A 19158-nucleotide genomic window follows, 5' to 3' on the forward strand; every position below is an offset into this window, starting at 1 on the left:
ACACGTCTACCAACACAGCGGGCCAGCCAGATCGGGGAATTACTGCCGCACCGCTGGCAAGACATTGCTGTCTAACTGTCAGGCATGACCGAGGTCAGCGGTCAATATGGGATGGCCGGACGCATACCGCATTTCCGGTATCCTAGCCATTCCGCAATAACGGCCTTTGCGCCAACCTATCCAGTGTCAGACCCTCATCCTGCGCGCCATGGCGAAAGAGAAGACAAACGTACTTTTCTTCAGAAACTGGCAGAGTTCATCCACCCGGGGCCAGACTCCACAGACGAGCTGATCGAGACGCTGGCCGAAGCGCAGGACAACAACATCATTGGAGCGGAATCGCGCCTCATGTTGGAAGGCGTGATACGCATGGCGGATATGAGCGCTGGGGATGTAATGGTGCCCGCAACGCGGATGGACTTTTTGGACATCGCGTCCAGTATGGACGATCTGTTGCACCAGGTAATAGACACTGCGCATTCGCGTTTTCCGGTCTTCGAGAACGACCGGGAAAACATCATTGGCATCCTGCTGGCCAAGGATTTGCTGAAATTGCAGCGCGCGCCCGAGCTGAATATTCGGGCACTGATACGCCCTGCTGTTTTTGTGCCCGAGTCCAAGGGGTTAAATGATCTGTTGCGCGATTTCCGCGGCAACCGTAACCACTTGGCGATCGTGATCGACGAATTCGGCCGGGTCGCGGGCTTGATCACCATCGAAGACGTGCTGGAACAAATTGTGGGTGAGATCGAAGACGAGTTCGATATGCCCGAAGACGAAGGCGACATCTTCGGACTGCCCGACCGCAGCTACCGTGTCAGTGGAGACACCCCCATTGAGCGGGTCAACGATGCCTTCAACGTTACATTGGCAAGCATTGATCCGGATGACCATTTCGAAACCATAGGCGGGCTCATTGCCCACGAAATGGGTCATGTTCCCAAGCGGGGCGAGCGCCATAGCCAGGGCGGACTGGACTTTTCCGTGCTCCATACCAAGGGTGGAGCGGTGCGCTGGTTCAAGGTGTCGCCCAGCAAGCCGTCGGTAACTTGAAACCCGCAAAGGTCCGTGCCAGCAGAAGTGCACGCATGCGCAGCTGGGCCATCACGGTGCTTATGGCATTGTCCGGTGCCATCGCTGCGGCTGCTGTTTGCTGGCCCTTTGCACTCCTGTTTACGCCGGGGCAACCACAGTGGTGGCTGCAAATCCTGGCCATGCTTCCCCTGCTTCTCTACCTGCAACACTGCAAAAGCGCACGATTGGCGTTTGCACATGCTGCGGTGTATGCAAGCGCCTGGCTGTGTGCCACCTTTTGGTGGCTGTTTGTGGCGATGAATACCTATGGTGGCTTGCCTGCTGTGCTGGCCATCGTCGCCGTTCTGGGTCTGGCATGTACCTTGGCTCTGTACTACGGCATTGCAGGCATCTTGCTCTGGAAGTGCCGCGCTATGTCTCCATCAAGGACAACGTTGCTCTTCGCTGCACTGTGGACCATGGCGGAAATGGCACGGGGTACCTGGTTCACCGGTTTCGGCTGGGGAGCCATGGCCTATGCACACACCACGGGACCGCTGTCGCATTGGATACCGGTGCTCGGCGCCTACGGCGTGGGCGCTCTTGCCGCCTGGTGCGCCGCTTCCATCGTATTCATCAGAAGGGCAGGGTGGCTGCACCGCCTGAGTCTGGTTTTTCTGCTGCTCGCAGGCTTGCTGCCTGGCCACTTTCAGATCACCACATCCACAGGCGCGCTATCGGTCGCCCTGTTGCAAGGAAACATACCGCAAGATGAAAAGTTCGATAGCAGAACCGGCGTGCCGATCGCCCTGCATTGGTATGCACAACACCTGCAGGCCGACCAAGCGGACCTTGTACTGGCACCCGAGACAGCCATTCCACTGCTGCCGCAGGAATTGCCCGACGGCTACTGGGATGCCTTGAACCAGCAGGTACAAAAAGGTCACAGTGCGCTGCTGACTGGCATACCGCTGGGAGATTACACACAGGGCTATACCAACTCGGTCATCGCCCTGCAGCCCGGAGTCCAACAAGCCTGGCGCTATGACAAGCACCATCTGGTTCCCTTTGGGGAGTTCATACCGCCGCTGTTCAAGTGGTTCACCAGGATGATGAATATCCCGCTGGGGGATTTCAACCGCGGCGCAATTGGGCAACCGTCCTTTGCGTGGAAGGGGCAACGCATTGCCCCCAATATCTGCTACGAGGACTTGTTTGGGGAAGAGCTGGGTGCCCGTTTCATTGACCCATCCTTGGCCCCGACTGTCTTCGCCAATGTCAGCAACCTCGGGTGGTTTGGTGACACCATCGCCATCGACCAGCATCTGCAGATATCACGTATGCGCGCACTGGAATTCCAAAGGCCCTTTCTGCGCGCAACCAACACCGGAGCGACGGTGATCATGGATTACCAGGGGAATGTGCGATCCAGCCTGCCACGCCTGAGCCAGGGTGTGCTGCTTGGCACGGTGGAAGGCCGCACGGGAACCACGCCTTTTGCATGGTGGGTCTCTCGCTTCGGTCTGTGGCCCTTGTGGTTGCTCGGTTTGGCAGTCCTTACCATGGCGATGCTGCCAGGTGCTGCAGGCCGGGGATCACAAGGGCATCAACGGTCTTACTAAGAAAGCTGCGTACCGCGGCGTCGCAGCCCGGCCCCGTAGAATTGGGGGTTTACACGCGCTACCCGCTCAGCAGATCTCTGCACACCAACTATGCTTACTTTTCAGCAAATCATTCTCAGACTGCAGGACTACTGGGACCGCCAGGGTTGCGCACTGCTGCAACCCTATGACATGGAAGTTGGCGCAGGCACCTCGCACACCGCCACCTTTTTGCGCGCCATTGGCCCCGAGCCCTGGAAGGCCGCCTATGTGCAGCCCAGCCGCCGCCCCAAAGACGGCCGCTACGGCGAGAACCCCAACCGCCTGCAGCACTACTACCAATACCAGGTGGTGCTCAAGCCCGCGCCGGCCAACATTCTTGAGCTGTACCTGGGCTCACTCGAAGCCCTGGGCTTCGACCTGAAGAAGAACGACATCCGCTTCGTGGAAGACGATTGGGAAAACCCCACGCTGGGCGCCTGGGGCCTGGGTTGGGAAGTCTGGCTCAACGGCATGGAAGTCACGCAGTTCACCTACTTCCAGCAGGTCGGCGGAATTGACTGCAAGCCAGCCACCGGCGAAATCACTTACGGTCTGGAGCGCCTGGCCATGTACCTGCAGGGTGTGGACAACGTCTACAACCTGGTGTGGACGGAAGGCATGTCCTACGGAGACGTTTACAAGCAAAACGAAGTGGAGCAATCCACCTACAACTTCGAGCACAGCGACGCCGACTTCCTGTTCACCGCCTTCACTGCGCATGAGAAGCAGGCCAAGCACCTGATCGAAGTGCAATTGGCCTTGCCCGCCTACGAGCAAGTACTCAAGTGCGCGCACAGCTTTAACCTGCTGGACGCACGCGGCGCCATCAGCGTGACCGAGCGCGCCGCCTACATTGGCCGCATCCGCAACCTGGCGCGCGCCGTGGCCCAAAGTTATTACGAGAGCCGTGAGCGTCTGGGCTTCCCCATGGCGCCGCGCGAATGGATAGACAACATGCCCAAGAAGGCTGCATAAGATGACGACGAAAAACCTTCTGGTTGAACTGTTTGTGGAAGAGCTGCCACCCAAGGCGCTCAAGAAGCTGGGCGAAGCATTCGCCTCCGTACTGGCGGACTCGCTCAAGGCGCAGGGCCTGGCCGTGGCCAATGCGGTGGTCACCCACTTCGCTTCACCGCGCCGCCTGGCGGTGCACCTCACCTCGGTGGCCGCGCAGGCCGCCAACAAATCTGTGTCCGCCAAGCTGATGCCTGTGTCGGTGGGCCTGAACGCCGAAGGCCAGGCCACACCCGCACTGCTCAAGAAGCTGGCCGCCCTCGGTGCCGATGCCTCCGCAGTGTCCGGCTTGAAGCGCGCCCTGGATGGCAAGGCCGAAGCCCTGTATTTTGAAAGCATGGTCACCGGCGTGACCTTGGCCGAGGGCTTGCAAAAAGCGCTGGAAGAGTCGCTGGCCAAGCTGCCCATCCCCAAGGTCATGAGCTACCAGCTGGGTGCCGAGAGTGGATGCGAATTGCCGGGCTGGAGCAGCGTGAGCTTTGTGCGTCCGGCCCACGGCCTGGTGGCGCTGCATGGCGCGGACGTGGTGCCGGTCAGCGTGTTGGGCCTGAAGGCCGGCAACAGCACCCAGGGTCACCGGTTTGAAGCGGCCGTGTCGCCCGTAGTCCTTGCCGATGCCGACAGCTACGCGCACGCGCTGCGCACCGATGGCGCCGTAATTGCCAGCTTTGCCGAGCGCCGCGCCGACATCGTGCGCCAGTTGACTGAGGCTGCTGCCAAGGTAGGCCATGGTGCCCGGGCCATCGAGGATGAAGCCCTGCTGGACGAAGTCACCGGTCTGGTCGAGCGCCCCAACGTGCTGATTTGCAGCTTCGAAGAACAGTTTCTGGCCGTGCCGCAGGAATGCCTGATTCTCACCATGAAGGCCAATCAGAAGTACTTCCCGCTGCTCGACGCAACAGGCCGCCTGAGCAACCAGTTCCTGGTGGTCAGCAATATTTCGCCAGAAGATGCCAGCGCCGTCATTGGCGGCAACGAGCGCGTGGTGCGCCCGCGCCTGGCCGATGCCAAGTTCTTCTTTGACCAGGACCGCAAGCGCACACTCGAATCACGCGTGGCCGGACTGGACAAAGTGGTCTACCACAACAAGCTGGGCACGCAAGGACAGCGCAGCGAGCGCGTGCGCGACATTGCCAAAGTGATTGTCGAACTGCTCGCGTTGTCCGGCGAGGCACAGGGCGAGGCACTGGCCGCACAGGCCGATACCGCTGCGCGCCTGGCCAAGACCGATCTGGTCACCGACATGGTGGGCGAGTTCCCCGAACTGCAAGGCATCATGGGCGGCTACTACGCGCGCCATGACGGCCTGGGAGACGAAGTCGCCTACGCCATTGAAGACCACTACAAGCCGCGCTTTGCAGGCGACGATCTGCCGCGCAACAGCGCGGGTGTGGTGGTGGCCCTGGCCGACAAGCTCGAAACCCTGGTGGGCATGTTTGGCATCGGCAATTTGCCCACCGGCGACAAGGACCCGTTCGCCCTGCGCCGCCACGCCCTGGGCGTGATCCGCATGCTGGTGGAAAAAGACCTGCCGCTGGACCTGCAACTGCTGCTGCCTGCTGCGGTGCCGGCCTTTGGCGCGCTCATCACCGATGCCACACCGGCCCTGGCCGATTTCATCTACGACCGCCTGGCCGGATCCCTGCGCGAGCAGGGCTACAGCGCGCAGGAAGTCGACGCCGTGCTGGCCCTGCGCCCCAAGCGTCTGGGCGATATTCCCAAACGCCTGCTGGCCGTGCGCGCCTTTGCTGCCCTGCCCGCAAGCGCCGCACTCGCAGCGGCCAACAAGCGCATCAGCAATATCCTGAAAAAAGCCGACGACGTGGATGCCCATGTCAGCCCCGTGCTGCTGGTGGAGGCGGCCGAAAAGACGCTGCACGCAGCCATGCAAACCGTGCTGCCACAGGCGCAAGGCCAATGGGAGGCGGGCGACTACACCGCGTCCCTGCAGTCGCTGGCGGCATTGCGCGCTCCGGTGGACGCCTTCTTTGAAGACGTGATGGTCAATGCCGAGGCACTGGACCTGCGCCTGAACCGACTGGGCCTGCTCAAGAGCCTGCATCTGGCCATGAACCGCGTGGCCGATCTCTCCAAACTGGCCAGCTAAGCTGCACAAGGGCTCCCATGAAACTCTGCATCCTTGACCGCGACGGCACCATCAATGAAGACAGCGATGAGTATGTCAAGTCGCCCGCCGAGTGGCAGCCCTTGCCCGGCGCGCTGGAGGCCATTGCCCGCATCAACCACGCCGGGTGGCATGTGGTGGTGGTGACCAACCAGTCGGGCCTGGGACGCGGCCTGTTTGATGTGAGCTCCCTTAACGCCATGCACGCCAAGATGCACGAGATGCTGGCGGCGGTGGGTGGCCGCATCGACGCCATCTTTTACTGCCCGCACGCACCCGAAGACAACTGCAGCTGCCGCAAACCGGCCTCGGGCCTGTATGAGCAGATTGCAGAACGCTATGGACTGGACCTCACTGGCATGCCCACCGTGGGTGACTCGGTGCGTGATCTGGTGGCGGGCACCGCGGTAGGTTGCGCACCGCACCTGGTGCTGACCGGCAAGGCAGCGGCCTTGCGCGGGCGCGAACTGCCCGAAGGCTTTCCACCCGGCACCCTGGTGCACGAAGACCTGGCTGCCTTTGCCCAGCATCTGGTGAGCCAGTAAGGCGCCAGAACTACGTGCTTCCTGGCGCTTTGACTCTGCTGCGTTGACAAGCATGTTGCCCCTGTTGCGCTTCACCTTGGACCTGTTCTCCAGCGAACCGGCGGCGTGTCCGCCAGCGCCCACGCAAAGCGGGACCAAACCACGCTTGAACAAGGGGCGTGTGAAGGGGACAAATCCCCATTCTCCTTCCCCCTATGCGGCACCACCTGTCGCGCGCCCGCTCGCGCTAACGCCCAGCACACCCGGAGCTGAGCCACAGCCAGCACGTGACAAACCCGCCTTTGTGCCCGGCATCCTGCTGCCCGGCGCCATAGACCCGGCGCACTTTGCCCACCCTCAGGCCAACCGTGAGGTGCGCTTGGCCGATGCGGTGGTGGCCTATGCCTTCACCCGGGCCAAGCGTAAATCCATAGGCTTTGTCATCGGGCCGGACGGTCTGGTGGTGCGCGCTCCGCGCTGGACGCCGCTGCATGAAGTGGATGCCGCATTGCAGGAAAAAGGAGGCTGGATTTTGCGCAAGCTGCAGGAATCGCGCGAGCGCCAAAGCCGTGCCCACAGCGCGCGCGTGGAGTGGCGCGATGGCGTGGAAATTCCCTTTCTGGGCCAGACCATTACCGTGGTGCTGGACCCTACACATGGCTTCAGTGGTCGCGGCGCACAGCTCCAGTCAGACGAACAAGCCCTGCACGTAGGCCTGCCCAAAACCGCCAGCGCCGACCAGATTCGTGATGCCGTGCAGGCCTGGCTGATGCGCCAGGCTGCGGCCAACTTCAAGGAGCGCATGGAACACTTCACGCCGCTTCTGGGCGTGCAGTGGAAGAAGCTGCGCCTGAGCAGTGCGGGCACACGCTGGGGCAGCGCCAGTGCCGATGGCTCCATCCGCCTGAACTGGCGGCTGATCCATTTCCGCCAACCGGTGATTGACTACGTGGTGGCACACGAGCTCAGCCACCTGCGGGTGATGGACCACAGCCAGAACTTCTGGAACACCGTGGCCACCGTGGTGCCGGACTACCAGAGTCTGCGGGCGCAGCTCAAGGAAGACGCAGTCCCCAAGTGGTAAGGCAATAAAGCGCTAAGGGCTGAAGCGATACACCCCGTCCGCCTCCAACTGCCGCCGTAACTGCCCGCCATGCCACAGCGCATGCAAATGCGCCACCGCCTCGCCCAGGGCAAAGGTGATCTGGTGAAAGTCCAGCGGCCGCTTGAACAGCACGGGCAACACATCCGCGGCGCTGCAGGGCTTGGCGCTGCAGGCCTGCATGACATCGGCCAGGCGCTCGCGGTGGTGGTCGTGCAACTGGCCTATGCGCGTGTGCAGACCGGTGAAGGGCTTGCCGTGCGAAGGCAGCACCAGCGTGTCCGCAGGCAAGGGCAGAAAGCGGTCAATGGAGGAGAGGAACAGGGTCAGCGCATCGGCCTCGGGCTCCTGCTCGTACACACTCACGTTGGTGGAAATGCGCGGCAGCATCATGTCGCCACCAATCAGCACACTCAAGTCCGCGCAGTACAGCGCCATGTGTTCGGGCGCGTGGCCGTAGCCGCTGATGCAGCTCCAGCGGTGCGCGCCAATTTGCAGCGTGCCGCCATCCAGCAGTCGGTGGAACTGGTCGGGGACTGACGGCACCAGGTTCGTGAAGTAGGGCTTGCGCTCCAGTAGTTTGCGCGCTGTCTCGGCGTCGTTCAGTCCATGCTGTGCGTAAAACTGCACCGTGCGCTCGCCACTGAAGGTGTCTTGCCCGGTGCAGGCCATGCGTACCACCATAAAGTCGGTGGCGCTGATATACAGCGGCGCGTTCCAGCGGGTGCACAGCCAGTGCGCCAGGCCAATATGGTCCGGGTGCATGTGGGTGACGATGATGCGCAGCACCGGCAGGCCTTCCAGCTCGTTGGCGAAGATCTCTTCCCACTGGGCCCGGGCCTCCTCGCGGTGGATGCAGCAGTCCACAATGCTCCAGCCTGCTACGCCATCGATCTCGTCGCGCAGCAGCCAGAGGTTGATGTGGTTGAGCGCAAAGGGCAGCGCCATGCGGATCCACTTCACGCCGGGTGCCACTTCCAGGCAACGCCCGGGCTCGGGCAGGGTTTCGCCCAGGGGATAGTGCAGCTGCTTTTCAAGTTCGTTCATGGGCTTCTTTATGCTTCATAATTGACGTTTACGTAAACGTCAACTGCGGCCGCCATTGTAGACAGTGCAGTGGCCGCGCGTTGTCACCCAGGTGCCCCGGAAACTCGTATGACCACTACCTACACCATCGGCGATCTGGCGCGTGAGTTTGACCTCACCACCCGCGCCATCCGTTTTTACGAAGACCTGGGGTTGCTGCAGCCCGAGCGCAGCGGCCCGGGCGGGCGCAACCGCATCTACAGCGTGCGCGACCGCACCCGCCTCAAGCTCACCCTGCGCGCCAAGCGCCTGGGTCTGAGCCTGACCGAGGCGCGCGACATCATCGAGATGTACGACAGCCCGCGCGATACCGGCGCGCAGCTCACCAAGTTTTTGGACGTGCTGGCCCTGCACCGCAAGCAGATTGAAGAACAGATGGCAGACTTGCAGGCCAATCTGGAAGAGATCAAGGTGCACCAGCGCGAGGCCCGCGCTTTGCTGGCCAAGCAAGATGCCAAGCCTGTTGCCCATGCCCGGCCCAAGGCAGTTGCCAAACCCAAAACTACCAAGGCCGCACCCCATGCCGCATGAAGCCCTCTGGAAGCGCGTGCAGGACAGCCTGGACCGCCAGGGCATGATGCGCCACCTGGGCGCGCGCCTGTTGCGTGTGGAGCCTGGCCTGGTGGAGATTGCCCTGCCGTACTCCGACAAGGTCTCGCAACAGCAGGATGGTTTTCACGGTGGCGCCATGGGCGCCCTGGCCGATATCGCCGGAGGCTATGCCGGACTGACCGTGGCCGCCGAGGGCATGGAAGTCACCACCGCCGAATACAAGATCAACTTCCTGGCCGGTTTTGCCGCCGGTGAATTGCGCGCCACAGGCCGTGTCATCAAGGGCGGGCGCCGCCTGATCGTCACCAGCGCCGAGGTGGTGCATGTGGCCGCGGACGGCACGCAAAACGCCTGCGCGGTCATGCAGCAAACCCTGGTGCCGGTACCCAAGACGTACTGACCAAATAACTACCCAAAACTAGGAGACCCGCAATGAACAACCTGCCCGGACTGAACTTCCAACTCGGCGAAGACATAGACGCCCTGCGCGACGCCGTGCGCACCTTTGCCCAGGAAGAAATCGCCCCGCGCGCCGCCGAGATCGACCGCAGCGACCAGTTCCCCATGGACCTGTGGCAGAAGATGGGTGCTCTGGGTGTGCTGGGTATCACCGTGGGCGAGGAATACGGTGGCGCCAACATGGGCTACCTGGCACACATGATTGCCATGGAAGAAATTTCGCGCGCCAGCGCCTCGGTGGGCCTGTCCTATGGCGCGCACAGCAACCTGTGCGTCAACCAGATCAAGCGCAATGGCACGCCGGAACAGCGCGCCAAATACCTGCCCAAACTCATCAGCGGTGAGCACGTGGGCGCCCTGGCCATGAGCGAGCCTGGCGCGGGCAGCGATGTGCTGAGCATGAAGCTGCGCGCCGAGGACAAGGGTGGCTACTACCTGCTCAACGGCAACAAGATGTGGATCACCAACGGCCCCGATGCCGACACGCTGGTGGTCTACGCCAAGAGCGAGCCTGAACTGGGCGCGCGCGGAGTCACCGCCTTCCTCATTGAAAAAGGCATGAAGGGTTTTTCCATTGCCCAAAAGCTCGACAAGCTGGGCATGCGCGGCAGCCACACCGGCGAGCTGGTCTTCAACAATGTCGAAGTGCCGCTGGCCAATGTGCTGGGTGGCCTGAACCAGGGCGCCAAGGTGCTGATGAGCGGCCTGGACTACGAGCGCGCGGTGCTCACCGGCGGACCGCTGGGCATTATGCAGTCCGTCATGGACAACGTGGTGCCCTACATCCACGACCGCAAGCAGTTCGGCCAGAGCATTGGTGAGTTCCAGCTGATACAGGGCAAGGTGGCCGATATGTACACCGTACTGCAGGCAGGGCGCTCCTTTGCCTACACCGTGGCCAAGAACCTGGACCTGCTGGGCGTGGAACACGTGCGCCAGGTGCGCAAGGACTGTGCCTCCGTCATCCTCTGGTGCGCCGAAAAAGCCACCTGGATGGCGGGTGAGGGCGTGCAGATTTTCGGGGGCAATGGCTATATCAACGACTACCCCCTGGGCCGTCTATGGCGCGATGCCAAGCTGTATGAGATCGGTGCCGGCACCAGTGAAATTCGCCGTATGCTTATTGGCCGCGAATTGTTCGCTGAAACCATGTAAATGCCAATCCAACCACCCATCTATTGGGTCCAGTCCACCTATCCATGACCGAACTAAACAACCTCTTTGCCAACAACCGCGCCTGGGCCGCCGACATCGTGAAAAAGCGCCCCGGCTTTTTTACCGGCTTGGCCAACCAGCAGCGCCCCAAGTACATGTGGATTGGCTGCTCTGACAGCCGCGTGCCCGCCAATGAAATCACCGGCCTGGATCCGGGCGAGGTGTTTGTGCACCGTAATGTTGCCAACGTGGTGGTGCACTCGGACCTGAATGCCCTGTCCACCATCCAGTTTGCAGTCGAGCGCATCAAGGTCGAACACGTGATGGTGGTGGGCCACTATGGCTGCTCCGGCGTGCAGGCCGCCCTGGAAGGTGCCCGCATCGGCCTGGCCGACAACTGGCTGCGCCACATCCAGGATGTGCGCGACCGCCACCGTGAAGTGCTCGAAGCCCTGCCCGAACACGGGCGCGCACAAGCCCTGTGCGAACTCAATGTCATCGAGCAGGTGGTCAACGTGGCGCAAAGCACCGTGCTGCAGGACGCTTGGGGCAGAGGCCAGGACGTCACCCTGCACGGCTGGGTGTATGGCCTGGCCGATGGCCTGTTGCACGACCTGCACATGACCATCACCGCCGAGTCGGATCTGGATGCGCTGTACCGCGAAGCCGTATCCGGCGTTCGCCTGATGCCGCGGTTGAACAAATAGATCAGCGTGTTCCCCTTTCTTCGTTTGCTAGCCGCAACAGCCCTGCTGGTGCTGGGCGCCGCGCAGGCGCAGACCCAGGCTGTGCGGGACCTGCCCAGCCGGCCCGGGGTGACGCAGCGCTACTTGTGGCAGGAGCCCGAGCGCTTCGATGCCACCGTGGTCCTGCTGATTGGTGGCGCTGGCAATTTGAATCTGTCCGCCGAGGGCGTCCTGGGTGCCGGGGCTGGCAATTTTCTGGCGCGCAGCCGCGACAAATTCCTCGCACAGGGGCTGGCCGTTGCCTTGGTCGATGCCCCCTCGGACCGCCAGAGCCCGCCCTATCTAAGCGGCTTTCGGCAATCGGCGGAACACGCCACCGATCTGCGCTCCGTCATCGCCGATATCCGCCAACGCACCTCCAGGCCTGTGGTGCTGGTGGGTACCAGCCGGGGCACGCAATCGGCTGCGGCAGTGGCCATTGCTACCTTGGATGCAGGGGGGCCGAATGCGCTGGTGTTGACCTCGTCCATCCTGAATGACCCCAAGTCCCGCGCCCTGCCGCAGATGGATCTCGAGCCATTGCGCCTGCCGGTGCTGGTGGTCCACCACGAACAGGATGCCTGCCGCCTCTGTCTGTTTTCCGATCTGCCCCTGCTCACGGCCAAACTGAAGGCTCCTTTCAAGGTGCTGAGCTACCAGGGTGGCACCACCCGGGGCGATGCCTGCGAGGCCATGGCCTATCACGGCTACAACGGTATCGAGGCCCAGGTGGTGCAAGACATTGCCGCGTGGATCCAGGCCACGCTGATCCACTGAACGCCCCATCTGATTCAAAAACACAAGCAGGAGCACACCATGTCTGAATCCATTGTCATCGTCAGCGCCGCCCGCACGCCCATGGGTGGCTTTCTGGGCGACTTCGCATCGCTTGCCGCGCACGACCTGGGCGGTGCGGCCATCCGCGCCGCCGTGGAGCGCGCCGGCATTGCCCCCGAGCTGGTCACCGAGGTGATTTTTGGCAACTGCCTGATGGCAGGCCAGGGCCAGGCGCCCGCGCGCCAGGCGGCCTTCAAGGGCGGCCTGCCCAAGAGCGCGGGTGCGGTGACGCTCTCCAAGATGTGCGGCTCCGGCATGCGCGCGGCCATGTTTGCCCACGACATGCTGCTGGCGGGCAGCCACGACGTGCTGGTGGCAGGTGGCATGGAGAGCATGACCAATGCGCCGCACCTGCTGCCCAAAGGTCGCACCGGCATCCGCATCGGCCACGACCGCGTGATGGACCACATGATGCTGGACGGCCTTGAAGACGCCTACGAGCCCGGCCGCTCCATGGGCACCTTTGGCGAAGACTGCGCCGCCAAATACGGCTTCACCCGCGAACAGCAGGACGCCTTCGCCACGGCCAGCGTGCAGCGCGCGCAGGCTGCTATTCAGAACGGCGGCTTTGCGGCTGAGATCACGCCGGTCACCGTGAAGACGCGCTCCGGCGAGGTGCTGGTGTCCATCGACGAAGGCCCGGGCAAGATCAAGCTCGACAAGATTCCCACCCTGCGCGCCGCCTTCAAAAAAGACGGCACCATCACAGCCGCCAGCAGCAGCTCCATCAACGATGGCGCCGCTGCCATGGTGATGATGCGTGCCGATACGGCGGTGCAGTTGGGCTGCAAGCCGCTGGCCCGTCTGGTGGCGCACGCCAACCACGCGCAGGAGCCCAACTGGTTTGCTACCGCGCCCGTGGGTGCGGTGCAGAAGGTGCTGGCCAAGGCTGGTTGGTCTGTGAATGATGTGGACCTGTGGGAAATCAACGAGGCCTTCGCCGTAGTGCCCATGGCGCTGATGGCGGAGTTGTCCATTCCGCACGAGAAGGTGAATGTGAATGGCGGCGCCTGTGCCTTGGGTCACCCCATTGGTGCATCGGGTGCGCGCATCATGGTGACCTTGATGCATGCCTTGAAGGCGCGGGGCCTCAAGCGCGGTGTGGCGACTTTGTGCATAGGTGGCGGTGAGGCTACGGCGGTGGCGCTGGAAATGTTTTGAGTTTTGGCGTTGTGTCTCCCTTTGCGCGTAACGCGTCTTCACGCGCTCGCACCGCGGCCGGGTGTGCCGGGGGCCTCATAGTGCCAAACGCGCACAAATCGGCCCCCGGCACACCCGACCACGGCGCTCGTCCTGGACTGGGAGAGAGTGGGGTGCACGTTTTTTCGCATGGGTCGCAGGTTATCGACTCGCGAAGTAGCCGTAGTTTGGCCTTCGGTATTTTCACGGCGCGCCAACCCCATCACTACAAGCGCGCAGGGGCAGGGCAACCGGCCGATTTGTGCGCGTTTGGCACCATGAGGCCGGTTGCTCTGCGCCTGCGCGCGCCCCAAGCCCGGCAGAGCGAAATGCACCCCCAAAGCCACCCCAAAAGCCAACGCACCAATCAGCACAAAGAAAACAACAAGGGCCACCTCCCATGAACGTCCTCCTCATTGGCGCATCGCGCGGCATAGGCCTGGAGTTCGCACGGCAGTACATCGATGCGGGTGACCGTGTGATCGCTACTGCACGTGATGCGGAGGGCCTGCAGCGGCTGCAGGATCTGGGTGCCCAGACTATGAAGCTCGACGTGAGCGACCCCGCCAGCATCAGCAGCCTGAGCTGGAAGCTCGATGGTGAGAAGCTCGACCTGGCGATCTACATTGCGGGCGTGTTCTCCACAGAGGGTGCGCTCTCGCCGCCCACACAGCAAAGCTTTGACCGCCTGCTGCACACCAACGTGCTGGGTGCCATGCAGGCCATTCCGCAGGTGGCGCCCTGGGTGGAAGAGGCGGGTGGACAGTTTGCGTTCATCACCAGCGACATGGGCCGCATCGGCGGCGTGTCTGGCAGCCGCGGCTGGCTGTACCAGGTGAGTAAGGCGGCTTTGAACATGGCGGTGGTGGCCGCACAGCCCGACTATCCGCGCGCCGGCTTTGTGCTGTTCCACCCTGGTTGGGTGCAGACCGATATGGGCACGGCCGCGGCACCTCTGCATGTGGAAGACAGCGTGTCCGGCATGCGCCGCACGCTGCTTGGTTTAAAGGGGGCCCCCAAGCCGCCGCAGGTGCCCTTTCTGAACTGGGACGGCGCCGCCTTCACCACCTGGTAGCCACATCAAAAGACAACACAGAGGAAGACCATGCTGCTGACCCAAGACCAGGAAATGATTCGCGACGCCGTGCGCGACTTTGCGCAGGCCGAGCTCTGGCCCAACGCGCCCCGCTGGGACAAGGAGCACCACTTTCCCAAGGACGTCCACAAGGGCCTGGCCGCGCTCGGGGCTTATGGCATCTGTGTGCCCGAAGAGCTGGGCGGCGCCGGGCTGGACTACCTCACACTGGCTCTGGTGCTGGAAGAGATTGCGGCCGGTGACGGTGGCACCAGCACCGTGATCAGCGTGACCAACTGCCCGGTCAACGCCATCCTCATGCGCTACGGCAATGCGCAGCAAAAGCAGCAGTGGCTCACGCCGCTGGCGCAGGGCCAGATGCTGGGTGCGTTTTGTCTGACCGAGCCGCATGTGGGCTCGGACGCCTCCGCCCTGCGCACCACGGCAGTGAGAAACGGCGACAGCTATGTGCTCAATGGCGTCAAGCAGTTCATCACCAGTGGCAAGAACGGCGACGTGGCTATCGTGCTGGCCGTGACCGACAAGGGCGCTGGTAAAAAAGGCATGAGTGCCTTCCTCGTGCCCACGAATGCCGAGGGCTACACCGTGGCGCGCCTGGAAGACAAGCTGGGCCAGCACAGCAGTGACACGGCGCAGATCAACTTCGACAACTGCCGCATCCCGGTAGAGAACCTCATTGGCAAAGAGGGCGAGGGCTATGGCATTGCCCTGGGCGGCCTGGAGGGTGGGCGCATCGGCATTGCCGCGCAAAGCGTGGGCATGGCACGCAGCGCCTTCGAAGTGGCAGTGGCCTATGCCAAGGACAGGCAAAGCTTTGGCACGGCCATCTTCAACCACCAGGCTGTGGGCTTTCGGCTGGCCGAATGCGCCACGCAGATCGAGGCCGCACGCCAGCTCATCTGGCACGCCGCAGCCCTGCGCGATGCGGGCAGGCCTTGCCTGAAAGAGGCCGCCATGGCCAAGCTGTTTGCCAGCGAGATGGCAGAAAAAGTCTGCAGCGTGGCCATCCAGACCCTGGGTGGCTATGGCTATGTCACGGACTTCCCCGTGGAGCGCATCTACCGCGATGTGCGCGTCTGCCAGATCTACGAGGGCACCAGCGACGTGCAGAAGATCATCATCCAGCGCGCGCTGGCCTGAGGCATGGGCGTCGATGTGAAACTGCCGCCAGGCGTCCAGGTGCTGGAGCGAGGCTGGCTCTCCAGCAACAACATCCTTTTTGTGGGGCAGGACAGCACCGCCCTGATCGACAGCGGTTACTGCACGCACAGCGCGCAAACCCTGCAGCTGGTCGAGTCTGGTTTGCAGAGGCGCACGTTGGACCTGCTGCTCAACACCCATTTGCACAGCGACCACTGCGGTGGCAACGCGGCCTTGCAGGCCCGCTACCCGCAGCTGCAGACGCTCATCCCGCCGGGAGAATCCACACAGGTGGCGGTGTGGAATGAGGCCGCGCTGAGCTACCAGGCCACCGGACAAAACTGCCCGCGCTTTGGCTTTGATGCCACGCTGCAGCCGGGCACCGAAGTGCAGCTGGGCGACCAAAGCTGGCAGGTGCACGCAGCCCCGGGCCACGACACGCATTCCGTGGTGCTGTTCGAGCCCATCAGCCGCCTGCTGGTCTCGGCCGACGCGCTGTGGCAGCGCGGCTTTGGCGTAGTGTTCCCCGAGCTGGATGGCGACGATGCCTTTGACTGCGTGGGCCAAACCCTGGACCTGATTGAAGCGCTGCAACCCGCTCTGGTCATCCCCGGCCACGGTGCGCCCTTCACGGATGTGACTGAGGCCCTGGCCCGCGCACGCCAGCGCCTGGACGGCTTTGTCGCCGACCCGGCGCGCCACCTGCAACACGCGGCCAAGGTGCTGCTCAAGTTCAAGCTGCTGGAGTGGCAAAGCGTGAGCCTGAGCGCCCTGCAGGCCTGGGCCGAAGCCACGCCCTATGTCAGCCGTCTGGTTGCCAGCCAGTACCCCACGCACACGCTGGCGCAGGCCGTGGATGCGCTGGTGCACGATCTGGTGCGTGCCGGTGCTGCGACCCTGCAGGGCCAGCAATTGCACAACGCCTGAAGCCACCCATTAAGCTGCTACCGTTACCAAAACAAGGAGACACAACCATGCCCATCACCAAAGGATTCCGCACGCTCGTGGACGAGGCCATGGCCCAGGTCACCACCTATTCGGTGGAACAGGTGCAAGCGCGCCTGAATGACCCGGCCGTGCAGATTGTCGACATCCGCGACATCCGCGAACTCGACCAGGGCACCGTCGTGGGCTCCTTCCACGCACCGCGCGGCATGCTGGAGTTCTGGGTGGATCCGGAGTCCCCCTATTTCAAGAAGCTCTTTGCCGACGAGAGCCGCGAGTTCATCCTCTTCTGCGGCGCAGGCTGGCGCAGCGCCCTGGCCACCAAAGCCCTGCAGGACATGGGCATGACCAATGTGGCCCACATCGACGGTGGCTATGCCGAGTGGCTCAAGCAGGGCGCACCCACCGAGACGCTGGAGCAGCAAAAAGCCAAGCGCGCTGCGGCCAAGGCATGAAGGAGTGCGCGCCGGGCAGCCCTTGCCCCTGTGGGCGCAAGACTGGCACTGGCAATGCAGGAAGTCCAGGCAAAGCCCTTACCTACGCCAACTGCTGCGGCCGCTGGCTGGAAGCCGCCGCGCAGAGTGGCGACGCCACCCCGCCCGATGCCGAAAGCCTGATGCGCTCGCGCTACAGCGCCTTCGTACTGGAGCGCGAGGCCTATTTGCTCAGCAGCTGGTCCGCCAGTCACCGGCCTGAGAGCATCGCTTTCGAGCCCGGTGTGAAGTGGCTGGGCCTGGAAGTGCGCGCGCATCGTCAGACGGGCGAGGCCACGGCCGAAGTGGAATTCGTGGCGCGCCAAAAGCCCCTGCATGGGGCCGCAGTGCGCCTGCATGAGCGCAGCCGTTTTGTATGCGAGCAGGGGCGCTGGCTGTATGTGGATGGAGATGCCTTGTGAAATTTGAAGCCGTTTTATTCGATTGCGATGGCGTGTTGGTGGACTCGGAGGCCATTACCAACGGCATCCTGCGTGACATGCTGGAAGAGCAGGGCTGGACGCTCACGCTGCAGGAGTGCATGGACATCTTTGTCGGCAACACGGTGATGGACGAACAAGTGCAGATCGAGGTCCGCACCGGCCAGCCCCTCACCCACGCTTGGCTGATGTCCTTTCGCGAACGCCGCAATGCGGCGCTGGACGCCGACATCCAGGCCATTGCCAACATCCACAGCACGGTCAGCCAGTTGTACGACCTGACCCGTGGCCGCATCGCCTGTGCCTCGGGTGCCGACCGTTTCAAGATCGAGCTGATGCTGCAAAAAGTGGGTCTTGCCGAATACTTCGAGGGCCGCATATTCAGTGGCCACGAAATGCCGCGTTCCAAACCCTTCCCCGATGTCTACCTGGCCGCGGCCGCCCACCTGGGCGTGGACCCACGCCGCTGCGCCGTGGTGGAAGACACCATCACCGGCCTGACAGCCGGCGTGGCCGCCGGTGCCACCGTGTTCGCCTACGCGCCGCATGGCAGTGGCCAGCATTTGCTGGATGCCGGGGCCAGCCGCGTGTTTGCCGATATGGCCGATTTGCCGGGCTTGCTGCGCTGAGTGTGGTGGGGCCGTTTCACACTGACGGTGCGTTTCGCTGGGTCCGGTAGTCATCCGGCGTCTTGCCCGTCCAGCCCCTGAAGGCGCGCATAAAGCTCTTCTCGCTCAGGAACCCCACGGCTGCCGCGATCTGCTTGAGCGGCTTGTTGCTGCGGTGTAGCAAGTCCATCGCCAGGTCGCGGCGCACGGCGTCCTTGAGTTGCTGCAGGCTGCTGCCTTCGTCCTTGAGTTGGCGGTGCAGCGTGCGCACCGACAGGTTCAGCCTGTGCGCCAGGTCCTCTGCCCGGCGCGTCTCCGTCGGGAACTGGGCCAGCGTCTGGCGTACCTTTTCCACCAGCAGGCGGTCGCGCCGGTAAGGGCGCACGGTGAGCAGCAGGGCGCGCTCCAGCATGCGCTGCAAGGCGGCTTCGTCGCGGCGCACGGGCAGGGCCAGATAGCCCGCATCAAACTGCAGACGGTTGGCGTCAGTGTTGAAGCTGCAGGGCCCCTCAAACAGCACGCGGTAGCTGCTCTGGTGTTTGGGTGCGGCATAACGCAGCGTGGTCTGGGCCAGTGCAATGCGCGAGTCGCTTAGCCAGCAGGCCACACCCAGCGCATTGCGCAGCACCGAGACAATGCAGAACTCGCGCAGCGCACCCAGGTCCTGCAACTCCACCAGCTCCAGTGATGCCAGCCCGTCCTGCACCGTGAGCTGCAGCGCAATGCTGCGGGTCAGCAGGTTGTGGTGGCGACACCAGCGCTTGAGCGCCACCGCCAGTGTGGGCGCGGTGAGCGAGGCGCGCACCAGCATGCCGTAACTGCCCCAGGGCAGGGGACGCTCGAACCAGCCCAGGGCCTCGTCGTCGAGTTCCTGCATGGCCAATGCCGATGCCTGTTCAAACTGCAACGCCGTGACGCGGTTGCCTGGCTTCTTCAGAAATGATGGCGCAATTTGTGCCTGCTCCAGAAGGCCACGCGGGCTGATGCCACGCCGGGCGTAGGCCAGCAGCATGGCGTTCAGGAAAGCAACCGGTGTCTCGG

20 protein-coding genes are annotated in these 19158 nt (G+C 63.1%); 18 read left to right on the forward strand and 2 right to left on the reverse strand.

Translation table 11 applies throughout. The features are described from left to right. Positions 1-183: 183 nt before the first annotated feature. The 6 genes from DIC66_RS14080 to DIC66_RS14105 all read left to right on the forward strand — a co-directional run bounded on the left by DIC66_RS14080 (position 184) and on the right by DIC66_RS14105 (position 7404). Positions 184-1053 carry an HlyC/CorC family transporter gene (locus DIC66_RS14080; RefSeq protein ID WP_117178284.1) on the forward strand — a complete coding sequence of 290 codons (870 nt, stop codon included), beginning with the start codon at positions 184-186 and terminating at the stop codon, positions 1051-1053. A gap of 35 nt (positions 1054-1088) precedes the next feature. Further along, entirely contained in the window at positions 1089-2636 is a 1548-nt protein-coding gene (gene lnt, locus DIC66_RS14085; RefSeq protein ID WP_117178286.1) for an apolipoprotein N-acyltransferase, read from the forward strand. Between the two features lie 90 nt (positions 2637-2726). After that, the gene (gene glyQ / locus DIC66_RS14090; RefSeq protein ID WP_117178288.1) at positions 2727-3632 is read left to right on the forward strand and encodes a glycine--tRNA ligase subunit alpha; all 906 of its coding nucleotides are present in this window, start codon (positions 2727-2729) and stop codon (positions 3630-3632) included. Position 3633: 1 nt separating this feature from the next. Beyond that, positions 3634-5778, forward strand: a complete 2145-nt coding sequence (glyS, locus tag DIC66_RS14095; protein ID WP_117178290.1) for a glycine--tRNA ligase subunit beta — start codon at positions 3634-3636, stop codon at positions 5776-5778. Positions 5779-5795: 17 nt separating this feature from the next. Further along, entirely contained in the window at positions 5796-6341 is a 546-nt protein-coding gene (gene gmhB, locus DIC66_RS14100; protein WP_117178292.1) for a D-glycero-beta-D-manno-heptose 1,7-bisphosphate 7-phosphatase, read from the forward strand. Positions 6342-6393: 52 nt separating this feature from the next. Continuing rightward, positions 6394-7404 carry a M48 family metallopeptidase gene (locus tag DIC66_RS14105; RefSeq protein WP_117178294.1) on the forward strand — a complete coding sequence of 337 codons (1011 nt, stop codon included), beginning with the start codon at positions 6394-6396 and terminating at the stop codon, positions 7402-7404. A 12-nt stretch (positions 7405-7416) separates the two neighbouring features. Here the strand turns inward: DIC66_RS14105 and DIC66_RS14110 are convergent, their stop codons facing one another. Then, a complete protein-coding gene (locus DIC66_RS14110; protein ID WP_117178296.1) occupies positions 7417-8469 on the reverse strand; it encodes an MBL fold metallo-hydrolase in 1053 nt (350 codons plus the stop codon). A gap of 108 nt (positions 8470-8577) precedes the next feature. Here DIC66_RS14110 and DIC66_RS14115 point away from each other — a divergent pair, with 108 nt between their 5' ends. The 12 genes from DIC66_RS14115 to DIC66_RS14170 all read left to right on the forward strand — a co-directional run bounded on the left by DIC66_RS14115 (position 8578) and on the right by DIC66_RS14170 (position 18138). Further along, positions 8578-9039, forward strand: a complete 462-nt coding sequence (locus DIC66_RS14115; protein WP_117178298.1) for a MerR family transcriptional regulator — start codon at positions 8578-8580, stop codon at positions 9037-9039. Continuing rightward, entirely contained in the window at positions 9029-9460 is a 432-nt protein-coding gene (locus tag DIC66_RS14120; protein ID WP_233505922.1) for a PaaI family thioesterase, read from the forward strand. The genes DIC66_RS14115 and DIC66_RS14120 overlap by 11 nt, the downstream gene beginning before the upstream one ends. Positions 9461-9492: 32 nt before the next feature. Continuing rightward, positions 9493-10674, forward strand: coding sequence for an isovaleryl-CoA dehydrogenase (locus DIC66_RS14125; protein WP_117178300.1), 1182 nt, complete (start codon positions 9493-9495; stop codon positions 10672-10674). Positions 10675-10718: 44 nt separating this feature from the next. After that, positions 10719-11381 (forward strand): carbonate dehydratase, encoded by a 663-nt coding sequence (gene can, locus DIC66_RS14130; RefSeq protein ID WP_117178301.1) that lies wholly within the window; start codon positions 10719-10721, stop codon positions 11379-11381. A 6-nt stretch (positions 11382-11387) separates the two neighbouring features. Next, positions 11388-12176, forward strand: coding sequence for an alpha/beta hydrolase (locus DIC66_RS14135; protein WP_233505923.1), 789 nt, complete (start codon positions 11388-11390; stop codon positions 12174-12176). A gap of 39 nt (positions 12177-12215) precedes the next feature. Continuing rightward, positions 12216-13397, forward strand: a complete 1182-nt coding sequence (locus tag DIC66_RS14140; RefSeq protein ID WP_117178305.1) for an acetyl-CoA C-acyltransferase — start codon at positions 12216-12218, stop codon at positions 13395-13397. A 418-nt stretch (positions 13398-13815) separates the two neighbouring features. Then, complete coding sequence (locus tag DIC66_RS14145) at positions 13816-14490, forward strand: SDR family oxidoreductase (RefSeq protein ID WP_117178307.1); 675 nt, start codon at positions 13816-13818, stop codon at positions 14488-14490. Between the two features lie 30 nt (positions 14491-14520). After that, complete coding sequence (locus DIC66_RS14150; protein WP_117178309.1) at positions 14521-15651, forward strand: acyl-CoA dehydrogenase family protein; 1131 nt, start codon at positions 14521-14523, stop codon at positions 15649-15651. A 3-nt stretch (positions 15652-15654) separates the two neighbouring features. Next, entirely contained in the window at positions 15655-16578 is a 924-nt protein-coding gene (locus DIC66_RS14155) for an MBL fold metallo-hydrolase (protein ID WP_117178311.1), read from the forward strand. Positions 16579-16625: 47 nt separating this feature from the next. Next, positions 16626-17051, forward strand: coding sequence for a rhodanese-like domain-containing protein (locus DIC66_RS14160; RefSeq protein ID WP_117178313.1), 426 nt, complete (start codon positions 16626-16628; stop codon positions 17049-17051). Further along, positions 17048-17491, forward strand: coding sequence for a YchJ family protein (locus DIC66_RS14165; protein WP_117178315.1), 444 nt, complete (start codon positions 17048-17050; stop codon positions 17489-17491). Before DIC66_RS14160 ends, DIC66_RS14165 begins: the two co-directional genes overlap by 4 nt. Beyond that, positions 17488-18138, forward strand: coding sequence for an HAD family hydrolase (locus tag DIC66_RS14170; protein ID WP_233505924.1), 651 nt, complete (start codon positions 17488-17490; stop codon positions 18136-18138). Before DIC66_RS14165 ends, DIC66_RS14170 begins: the two co-directional genes overlap by 4 nt. A gap of 16 nt (positions 18139-18154) precedes the next feature. Here the strand turns inward: DIC66_RS14170 and DIC66_RS14175 are convergent, their stop codons facing one another. Further along, positions 18155-19129 (reverse strand): AraC family transcriptional regulator, encoded by a 975-nt coding sequence (locus DIC66_RS14175; RefSeq protein ID WP_233505925.1) that lies wholly within the window; start codon positions 19127-19129, stop codon positions 18155-18157. Positions 19130-19158 lie beyond the last annotated feature (29 nt).

It is taken from the genome of Rhodoferax lacus (assembly GCF_003415675.1).
GTDB lineage: Bacteria > Pseudomonadota > Gammaproteobacteria > Burkholderiales > Burkholderiaceae_C > Allorhodoferax > Allorhodoferax lacus.